This is a genomic window from Phenylobacterium sp., assembly GCF_044372605.1.
Classification (GTDB): domain Bacteria; phylum Pseudomonadota; class Alphaproteobacteria; order Caulobacterales; family Caulobacteraceae; genus Phenylobacterium.
In genome coordinates, this window is the sequence record NZ_JBILRO010000126.1 from 1 (window position 1) to 9407 (window position 9407).

Genomic DNA, 9407 nt, shown 5'->3' on the forward strand with positions numbered 1-9407 from the left:
GAGACCTCCAACCTGATCGCCGAGGTCATGCTGGTGCTCGATCAGCGCGTTCCCCTGGCGCAACTGCGCGCCACCGTCGAGGTCGTCGCCAGAGCCTCACCCCATTGGGACGGTCAGATCGTCAAGGTCCAGGTGAATGACGTCCGCGAGAAAGCCATGGAGATCCGCTGCCTGGTGAGCGCGCGCAACGCCGACGAAGCCACCGAACTGCGCGCCGAAATCCGCGAGAAGGTGCTCGACTGGCTGCGGGCCGAGATGCCCGAGATGCTGCCGCGAACGGGTGTCGAGCTACCCGGTACGACTGATCAACGGATTGAGTAGGAAAACCTTCGTCCGGCGCGCGATTCAGAGTTCGGCCCACGTAAAGCTCAGGGTCAAAAGTCCCCCCACAATGCCGGTACAAGCGTCCACCTGTTTACGCCCGACGGCCAGGGCCGAGAAAACGAAGTCCCTTCGGTTCATCCGCTGACTTCGCCACACCCCGCCGCAAAGCAAAAGGCCCCGGATCGCTCCGGGGCCTTCGCAAAGTCATATCGATCCGGCGCCGGTTAGGACGCGTAGAATTCGACCACGAGGTTGGGTTCCATCTTCACCGGATAGGGCACCTCGGCCAGGTCCGGCGTGCGGACGAAGGTGGCCGACATGCTCTTGGCGTCGACGGTGATGTATTCCGGCGTGTCGCGCTCTGACGACTGCAAGGCTTCCAGTACCAGAGCCATGTTGCGCGAACGTTCACGAACCGTGACCACGTCGCCCGGCTTCACGCGATAGGAGGCGATGTTCACGCGGCTGCCGTTGACCATCACGTGGCCGTGGTTGACGAACTGACGCGCCGCGAACGGGGTCGGCACGAACTTGGCGCGGTAGACGATGGCATCCAGGCGGCTTTCCAGCAGCGCGATCAGATTTTCCGAGGTGTTGCCCTTACGGCTGGCGGCGTCCTTGTAGATGCGAACGAACTGCTTCTCGGTGATGTTGCCGTAGTAACCCTTCAGCTTCTGCTTGGCGCGGAGCTGGAGACCAAAGTCAGAGACCTTGGACTTCCGGCGCTGGCCATGCTGGCCGGGGCCGTAGGCGCGCGTGTTGATCGGAGACTTCGGGCGACCCCAGATGTTTTCGCCCATCCGGCGGTCGAGTTTGTACTTGGCGCTGTGGCGCTTTGACATCGTTAGCTCTCTGTTCGACGCGGGCCGGCGTCCTCTTGAAGAGAACGCGATTTCAACGGCGGCCTTGCATCACCCGTCATAGGTTTCCAGCCACGCAGGTCACCCTGGCGGCTGGAAGCGCACGCCTATGCCGTCTGGTCCTCACTGAGTCAAGGATCAGGCCGGAACGACGGCCGGCAGCCGGTAGCGCCCATCGCGGAACTCATCCCGGGGCAGGTAGGCCCGAAAGCTGAGCGTGAAAGGGCCCGCCGCCGGCGCCGGCAACCAGTTGGCCGAACGCTCGCCCCCCGGGTCGGAACGCGCGATCCAGAGATCAAGCGAACCGTCCGCGTTGGTTTTCAGCCCCGGCGTGCGGTCGCCGATCGAGTAGCGCCGGATCGGGTTCTCTACGAGGAAGAATTGCCCGTCGGGCGTGGCCTCGTACATCGTCAGCGACCAGAAGGCGTCGACGGCTGGAAGCTGGCCGGCGGGGAAACTCAGCCGATAGGGACCCTCGCCAGTGAACATCCGCCCCCGGTCGCCCATCGGGTTCATGTACATGGCCTCGGCCGGCGGGAGGGCAGCCAGTCCTGCGAGGGCAACTGCGGCACGGAAAGCGTAGTCCTGATTGAAGTCGCCAAGGGTGCTGCGCGGATAGCTCCAACCCTGCACCCCGCCGCCGACCCGGAGCGCCTGCATGGCCCGGCGAGCGTCGGCAACGCCAGCATCATTCTGGGCCACCGCCGCGGCATCAAAGCGCGTCGGATCGAACCCGCCCTGCGCTGTCAGGCCCAGCGGCGCGATGCGCGCGAACAGAGCCCCGTCTGTGGCAGGTGGCGGGTTGGACTTCAGGAGCGCAGCCACCGAGGTGAAGTACTCCAGCGCCGGGGCGCTCCGCACCGCGAGGGCCGGTGGAGCCACGCCCTTCGGTCCGGTCAGACCGAGCGCGTCCTGCAGTCCGTGCACCGCAGGCAGGTCGTCCGGCCCGTCCACCAGCGTCCGCGCCAGCAGCCAACCTTGCGGCGTCTCCAGTCGCACCACGTTGGGGCCCGACCCGGACTGTCCGGGACCGACGATCGTGTAGCGCCCGCCCGCCCCGCCAGACGTCCGGGTGCCCAGTACGAAGCTGTTGTCGGTGAACATGCTCATACCCGCCACCGAGATGTAGCGCTCGCCAGTCGGCGGGATGGTAAGGGTTACCGGCCCCTGGCTCAGGTCCAGCCAGGCGCTGGAATAGAGGGTGTCATTGTTCGGCGCGGTGACCCCTCGTGATTGTGGGCCGGCCAGCTGCCGCGCGTGTCCAAACCGGTTTAGGCCGGCCGGCATGGCGCCGCGGCCGCCCATGGCGCGGGCCCGCGTGTTGGCCATCTCGATCAGCGGCAGGCCGTAGAGCCAGGCCTCTCGCGCGGCGTCTTTCAAGCTGGCGGGCGCAGCGGTCGCGCGGGCGGCGGAGGCGAGCGCCAGGGCGGCGGCGGCAAGCATCAGGTCGCGTCGGTTCATCGTCAGCGGTCTCTTCTAGGCTTCGGTGATCGGCGGCAAGCGGTAGTGGCCGTCCAGAAGTTCGGGTTTCGGCAGGTAGGCGCGCAGGAACACTGCGAAGGGCCCGGCCGGGGCCGGCAGCCAGTTGCTCGTCCGCTCCGGGCCGGGGTCGGCATGACCGATCCAGATATCCAGCGAGCCGTCGGCATTGGTCTTCAGGCCCGGCGTGCGGTCGCCGATCGCATAGCGCTCCAGGGGATTGTCGGTGAAGAAGTACTGCCCGTCGTCCGTCGCCTCATAGAGGCTTAGCGACCAGAACGAATTGACCGGCAGCGGCCGGTCTGCCGGAAAGTGCAGGCGCCAGGCCTTCGTTCCGTCCAGCAGGTCGCGGGCGCCGTGGCCCTCCGCGCGCATGTACATGGCCTCGGCTGGTGGAAGGGCGGCCAGTCCCGACAATGCGACCGCGGCGCGATAGGCGTAGTCCTGATCGAAATCGCCGAGCCGCGAACTGGGATAGGACCAACCTCCTACATAGCTCGCCCCACCGAGGCCGCCCTTGCGGACCGCAGAACGCGCCTCGGTGACACCTGCCTCGATCTCGGCGATGTCGGCGTCGGAGAACCGGCGGGGGTCGAAGCCTTCGGCAAGGCCCATCGGGGCTATGGCCCGCAGGATCGCAAGGTCGGTGACCGGCGGCGGATTGGCGGCCATCAGGGCCGCAGCGCTGTCGAAATACGCACGCCAGTCCGCCGACCGCAGCGCATAGGGACCCGGGGTCTCTGTTGCTGGCCCCTGCATCGAAATCCCGGCCTGAACCTCGCGCGCCGCCTCGAGGTCGTGCGGGCCGTCCACAAGGATGCGGGCCAGGGCCCAGACATGGTTGGTCGGCGCCCGGATGACGTTCCAGCCTTCGACCGCCTCGCCCGGGCCGACCAGCCGGAACATCCCCCCGTCCGGGCCCGTCGTCCGCGTGCCCAGGATGGCGAAGTTGTTGGTATAGGCATCCATCAGGGCCAGCGACAGGTACCGCTCGCCCGCTGGCGGCAGGGTGATGGAGACTGGCCCCGCAGACAGGTCGATCTGGGCGGTGGAATAGAGCGTGTCGTTGTTGGGTGTTGTAACCGCACGGTGACGATGATTGGCCAGGCGGCGCACATGGGAGAACACACCCATCATATGACCCAGCGTCTGACCCCGCTGCCTTGTGGAGGCCACCTCCACCAATGGCAGTGCGAAAAGATAGGCCAGACGCGCCGCCGTCCTGAGATCCGTCACGATTGGCTCCCCTTCTCGTATCGCGCCACGACCCCTCTGGCCGCGCCACCTGCTTCCGCCCACCACTGTCGCAACAGATCGGCGGCCGCTCCGGTTGGAGCCAGCGCCACCCCCTGCCCCGCCCACAGCGAGATCATATCCGGATCATCCGCCAACGCGGCCGCAGCGCGCAGCGGCTGGGTCAGCCGGTTCTGCACCGGATAGTCCGGAACCTCGTTCTGGACCAACTGCAACTCGCGCATGAACCGGTTCTGTATTCCGCGAGCATGGCGGCCTGTGAAGGCCCGCGTCAACCGCGTCGGATCATCACCAACGGTGGCGATCGCCCGGCGCCAGGGCCGCGACGTGAGCGCCTCGTCGGCCAGCAGGAACGCCGTCCCCATCTGTACAGCCTCGGCGCCCAGCGCCAGGGCCGCGGCCACGCCGTGGCCATCCATGATCCCGCCCGCCGCGATCACCGGCAGATCCACGGCGGCGCGCACAGTGCGAATCAAGGCCATGGTCCCGATCAGGCTGGCCTCGAGGTCCTCCAGAAAGTGGCCGCGATGGCCTCCGGCCTCCATACCCTGGGCACAGAGGCCATCTGCGCCAGCATCAGCCCAGGCCTGGGCCTCGGCGACCGTCGTGGCGGTCCCGACCACATAGCTGCCAGCCCGATGCAGCGCCTCGACCTGCCGGCCGTTCAGCACCCCGAATGCGAACGAGGCCACCGGAGGCGCCGCGGCGGTCAAGGCTTCCAGCTGGGCGCCAAAGTCCGGGGCGAAGATGTTGGGCGGTGCCGGCGTAGGCAGGCCAAGTTCCTCGTACCATACAGTCAGCCGGTCCAGCGCGCGCGCCACATCCTGCGGGTCAGGCGCCAGCGTGGGCGCCATCAGCAGGTTCACGCCGAAGGGTGCGTCTGTCGCCAACCGCATCGCTGCCACGGCCGGCCCGATCTCGGCGGCCGCCATCGCCCCGGCGGCCAGAAAACCCAAACCGCCGCCCAGACTGACAGAGATCGCCAGGCCGTGCGAGGAGGCGCCCACCATCGGCGCCTGGATGATGGGGATCGGCAGCGACCGCAGCAGAGCGGCAAAGCTCATTCGCCCGCCTCTCGTTCAGCCTTCTGCCGGGCCAGTTTGTCCAGCACCCGACCGCGCCCCCGCGAAAGAGCCGTTACGACCCCGCGTAGAGTGCGAACCTCCTGCTCCGACAAGCGCCCCTTGCCGAGCGCCGAGCGCAGGTTCTGAACCATTGAAGGCCGCTTGTCCGCCGGATGGAAGAATCCGGCGACGTCCAGTTCCCTTTCCAGATGCTCGAACAGACCCAGCATCGCGGCGCCATCGGCGGGAGGTGAATGCTCCCGGAAGATCGTCGGCGGCGCATCGCTCAATGTCGCACGCCACTCATAGGCATTGATCGCCACCGCCTGCGCCAGGTTCAGCGACCGGAACTTAGGGTCGATAGGGATTGTAACGACCGCCTGGCAAAGCGCGATATCCGCCGTCTCAAGTCCGGCGCGCTCGCCGCCGAACATCAGTCCGACCCGTTCTCCGCGCGTCGAGGCCGCCAAAAGCTCGGCCGCCGCTGCTCGCGGGGTCAGGATCGGCAGCTGAAGTTCACGGGGTCGCGCTGTCGTAGCAAACACGAGATTGAGGTCGGCGATCGCCTCATGCACCGTGTCGCTGACCCGCGCGTCATTCAGCGGCCATTCCGCCCCTGAGGCCAGGGCCCATGCCCGTTCCTGTGGCCACCCGTCGCGCGGATTGATCAGCCGGAGGTCAGCCAGGCCGAAATTCGCCATCACCCGGGCTACAGCGCCGATGTTTTCCGCCATCTGGGGGGCGTTCAGGATTATGACAGGCGCTGTCGGCGATGCTTCAACCATGTCGCGTTTAGAGAAGGCTCCTTGCCGGATGGCAACCCTCGACCGCAGAAGCCTGCTGGCCGCCGCCCCTTCCCTTATGATTTCGGCCTGCCAGGCGCGCATGCCGATTACTGCGTCAAGGACGCCCCCGATCGATCTTGCGGGCCTCGAGCGCGCTGTGAAGGCGATAGCCACCGACGCGCGTCCCGGCATCCTGGGGTTCGGCCTGATGAACCTTGAAAACGGCGAGAGCTACCTGTTCAACCCGGAACGCCCGTTTCCCATGCAGAGCGTGGTCAAACTGCCGGTAGGCGCCGCCGTGCTCAGTGAGGTGGATGGCGGACGGCTGACCCTCGGTGAGCGCGTTGTCCTGCAAGAGACTCAGCTTTCAACCCAGTTCTCACCTGTAGCGAGCGCCTGGCCAGAGCGCGACACCTACACGCTGGGCGAGTTGCTGGAAGCGATGGTGGTCACCAGCGACAATACCGCCACCGATGTTCTGATGAAGCGTATCGGAGGGCCCGGCGCCATTACGGCCTGGCTGGCCTCGCGCAATCTCACCGGCATCCGCGTGGATCGATATGAGCGCGAATTGCAGCCCGAGGTGAACGGTATGCCCTCGTTCCGGCCGGAATGGCGCGACGGTGCGGTCTATGACGCCGCGCGGGCAAGGATTCCCGAGGCTACGAGGTTGGCCGCCATGCGGGCTCACATGACCGACGGGCGTGATTCGGCCACTCCACGCGGCATGCTGGAGTTCCTGCAGCGCCTCAATCGCAATGACCTGATCTCCGCAAACTCGGCAGAAAAGCTCCGCACCATGATGGTTCGTAACGTCAGCGCGCCGGGTCGACTGCGGGCGGGCCTGCCATCTGACGCCGTGCTGGCGCATCGCACCGGCTTCAGCGGGTATCATCTCGGCCTTCGGCCTGCCTGCAACGACGTGGGTATCTTCACCCTGGCCGACAAACGCGCCTACGCCATCGTTGCTTTTCTTTCGGGCTCGACCGTCGACGACGCTGCAGCGGACGCCCTGATCGCCCGCGTTGCAGGCGCCGCGGTGCGTGCGATCGGCTAGATCGCGTTCACAGCCTTTGCGTTGGCGCGTGTGGCGGCTATACGGCGACGATCATATTTCTTCCGGAGCGCCTGTCCCTCATGGCCAAGATCAAAGTCGCCAATCCCGTCGTCGACCTCGACGGAGACGAGATGACCCGGATCATCTGGAAATGGATCAAGGACAAGCTGATCTTCCCCTTCCTCGATCTGGAGATCGAGTACTACGACCTCAGCATGGAAAACCGTGACGCCACCGACGACAAGGTGACCGTCGACGCCGCCGAGGCGATCAAGAAGCATGGCGTCGGCATCAAATGTGCCACCATCACCCCTGACGAAGCGCGGGTGGAGGAATTCAAGCTCAAGCAGATGTGGAAGTCGCCCAACGGCACGATCCGCAACATCCTGGGCGGCGTGGTCTTCCGTGAGCCGATCATCTGCAAAAACGTGCCGCGCCTGGTGCCGGGCTGGACCCAGCCCATCATCATCGGCCGCCACGCTTACGGCGACCAGTACCGCGCGACCGACTTCAAGGTCCCCGGCCCTGGTTCGATGACACTAACCTGGAAGGGCGAAAACGGCGAGACCATCGAGCGCGAGGTGTTCAACTACCCCGGCGCCGGGGTGGCCCTGGCCATGTACAACCTCGATGATTCGATCCGCGACTTCGCTCAGGCCAGCTTCGCCTACGCCCTGGCGCGCAATTATCCGCTCTACCTTTCCACCAAGAATACCATCCTCAAGGCCTATGATGGACGCTTCAAGGATATCTTCCAGGAGGTCTACGAGGCGGATTACCTCGACAAGTTCAAGGCGGCTGGCCTGACCTATGAGCACCGCCTGATCGACGACATGGTCGCCGCGGCGATGAAGTGGTCCGGCGGTTACGTCTGGGCGTGCAAGAACTACGACGGCGACGTTCAGTCCGACACCGTGGCTCAGGGCTTTGGCTCACTGGGCCTGATGACCTCCGTCCTGATAACCCCCGACGGCAAGACCATGGAGGCCGAGGCCGCCCACGGGACCGTGACCCGACACTATCGTCAGCATCAGAAGGGCGAGAGCACCTCCACCAACTCCATCGCCTCGATCTTCGCCTGGACCCAGGGCCTAAAGCATCGCGCCAAGCTGGACGGCAACACGGAGCTGGACCGGTTCGCCGAGATCCTCGAGAAGGTTTGCGTCTCTACGGTCGAGAGCGGCTCGATGACCAAGGACCTGGCGCTGCTGGTCGGCGACACCCAGGGTTGGCTCACCACGGAAGGCTTCCTCGACAAGGTCGCAGCGAACCTGGCCAAGGAACTGGCCGCAGCCTGAGGCTGAGCTTTCGTTCTTTTGTTTTCATTCCCGCGATAGCTCTCGCGGGCGAGGAGAGCATCGGTGATCACCGGCGCCCCCGACGCGGAGGCCGCCGCCCTGGATCATGGCGGATTTCACGAAGGCGGACCCGGGTTCCGTCCTCCGGAGGCGACCATGAGTCTTTAACGTCTGATTCCGCGATACCCTCGACATCAGACACTGCGTCTGCGCAACAAGTTGACTCGCGCCCACGCAGCATGAAATCCGCGACAGGGTTTCAGGCCCTGTTCGCCTTTGAAGCGACAGCAGCAGGGCAGGTGTGGCGGAAAAAACACGGCCGTTTGCCCACCCTGCCTTTGTCATGCAGGCGAAGGCATACGGCGAACGCGGCCCTGACTGCCCGGCGCAGCCGGGCCGCGCCGTTGGATCAGGCGGTCGCCGAGCGCCTGCGTCGCAGCATCGCGCCGGCCATGCCGAAGCCGCCAATCATCATCGCCCAGGTCGCCGGCTCCGGAACGACCGCAACACTGTCGACGGTCAACGTCAACGAACTCCTGGCGCTTCCCCCAGTGATGAAACCGGCTACATCATTGAATTTGAAAGTAAATTTTGATCCGTCCTGGGCCGTAAACTGTTGCGCCGGGTTATCCCAGGTGAACGTACCGGCCAATACACCCGGGCGGCTGATCGATCCCGCCCGCAGATAAAAGGCAGTCCCGCCCGTGCCAGCCGATGCGATTGACGGGGAGGTAAACGCAAGGCGTGTCTCAATCCGCGCGTCGGAGTCGCCGCCGATGCCGCCCGAGATATCAAATCTCGCAAAATCAAAAGTCTCCGATGCACCTTCTTCGATTGTCAGGCTGCTGAAGGGCGTCAAAAGGCTGGCGGAGAGCGCACAGCCCGAGAATGGCAGGCACAGGCGGCTGTTCTCGGTCACGGCGATGCTGGATCCCGCCGCATCAAAATTGAATAGCAGCGCAGCGGCGTCGGCGGTCGGCGCCACGAGGACTGCCGTACCTAGCGCCAACGCGGAAATGAGACTGCGCATCTTGAAGAACCCTAACTCGACCACTTTAGGTCGATAGCAAAAAACCTGGTCCATTCGACCGCGGCCAATCTACGATCGGCCAGATGGCGGGCAATGTGACTCGCCTGAGGGGAGAAGGTTCTCCACAGATCTCCGCCGCAACTCAGCCGGCCAGGGCCGCCCTCACCGCCGCCAGACCCTCGTCAGCACGCGAGGCGTCCGGTGCACCGCCCTGGGCAAAGTCGGGCCGCCCGCCGGCGCCTTGACCGCCCATGGC

At 65.5% G+C, this 9407-nt stretch carries 9 protein-coding genes and 1 pseudogene; 3 read left to right on the top strand and 7 right to left on the bottom strand.

The genetic code is table 11. The features are described 5' to 3' along the window. Nucleotides 1-321: pseudogene (locus tag ACIQ42_RS11185) on the top strand (mechanosensitive ion channel family protein); the annotation flags it as partial. A 227-nt stretch (nt 322-548) separates the two neighbouring features. Here the strand turns inward: ACIQ42_RS11185 and rpsD are convergent. The 5 genes from rpsD to ACIQ42_RS11210 form a co-directional block, all read right to left on the bottom strand. Further along, on the bottom strand, nt 549-1166 hold the full coding sequence (rpsD, locus tag ACIQ42_RS11190) for a 30S ribosomal protein S4 (protein ID WP_397400218.1): 618 nt from the start codon (nt 1164-1166) through the stop codon (nt 549-551). Nucleotides 1167-1322: 156 nt separating this feature from the next. Continuing rightward, the gene (locus ACIQ42_RS11195) at nt 1323-2645 is read right to left on the bottom strand and encodes a DUF1254 domain-containing protein (RefSeq protein ID WP_397422265.1); all 1323 of its coding nucleotides are present in this window, start codon (nt 2643-2645) and stop codon (nt 1323-1325) included. 15 nt (nt 2646-2660) lie between these two features. Then, complete coding sequence (locus ACIQ42_RS11200; protein WP_397422266.1) at nt 2661-3899, bottom strand: DUF1254 domain-containing protein; 1239 nt, start codon at nt 3897-3899, stop codon at nt 2661-2663. Further along, nucleotides 3896-4981: an NAD(P)H-dependent flavin oxidoreductase gene (locus ACIQ42_RS11205; RefSeq protein ID WP_397422267.1), complete on the bottom strand. Its 1086-nt coding sequence runs from the start codon at nt 4979-4981 to the stop codon at nt 3896-3898. Before ACIQ42_RS11205 ends, ACIQ42_RS11200 begins: the two co-directional genes overlap by 4 nt. Next, a complete protein-coding gene (locus ACIQ42_RS11210) occupies nt 4978-5766 on the bottom strand; it encodes an RNA methyltransferase (protein WP_397422268.1) in 789 nt (262 codons plus the stop codon). The genes ACIQ42_RS11205 and ACIQ42_RS11210 overlap by 4 nt, the downstream gene beginning before the upstream one ends. Before the next feature lie 28 nt (nt 5767-5794). Here ACIQ42_RS11210 and bla point away from each other — a divergent pair, with 28 nt between their 5' ends. Together bla and ACIQ42_RS11220 are read left to right on the top strand one after the other, a co-directional pair. Then, a complete protein-coding gene (bla, locus tag ACIQ42_RS11215; protein WP_397422269.1) occupies nt 5795-6823 on the top strand; it encodes a class A beta-lactamase in 1029 nt (342 codons plus the stop codon). Nucleotides 6824-6903: 80 nt separating this feature from the next. Then, the gene (locus ACIQ42_RS11220) at nt 6904-8121 is read left to right on the top strand and encodes an NADP-dependent isocitrate dehydrogenase (protein ID WP_397422270.1); all 1218 of its coding nucleotides are present in this window, start codon (nt 6904-6906) and stop codon (nt 8119-8121) included. A gap of 409 nt (nt 8122-8530) precedes the next feature. Here ACIQ42_RS11220 and ACIQ42_RS11225 read toward each other — a convergent pair whose 3' ends face one another. Both ACIQ42_RS11225 and ACIQ42_RS11230 read right to left on the bottom strand, forming a co-directional pair. Continuing rightward, on the bottom strand, nt 8531-9205 hold the full coding sequence (locus tag ACIQ42_RS11225; protein WP_397422271.1) for a PEPxxWA-CTERM sorting domain-containing protein: 675 nt from the start codon (nt 9203-9205) through the stop codon (nt 8531-8533). A gap of 88 nt (nt 9206-9293) precedes the next feature. Continuing rightward, the coding region (locus tag ACIQ42_RS11230; RefSeq protein ID WP_397422272.1) for a hypothetical protein at nt 9294-9407 on the bottom strand (114 nt) is incomplete at its 5' end.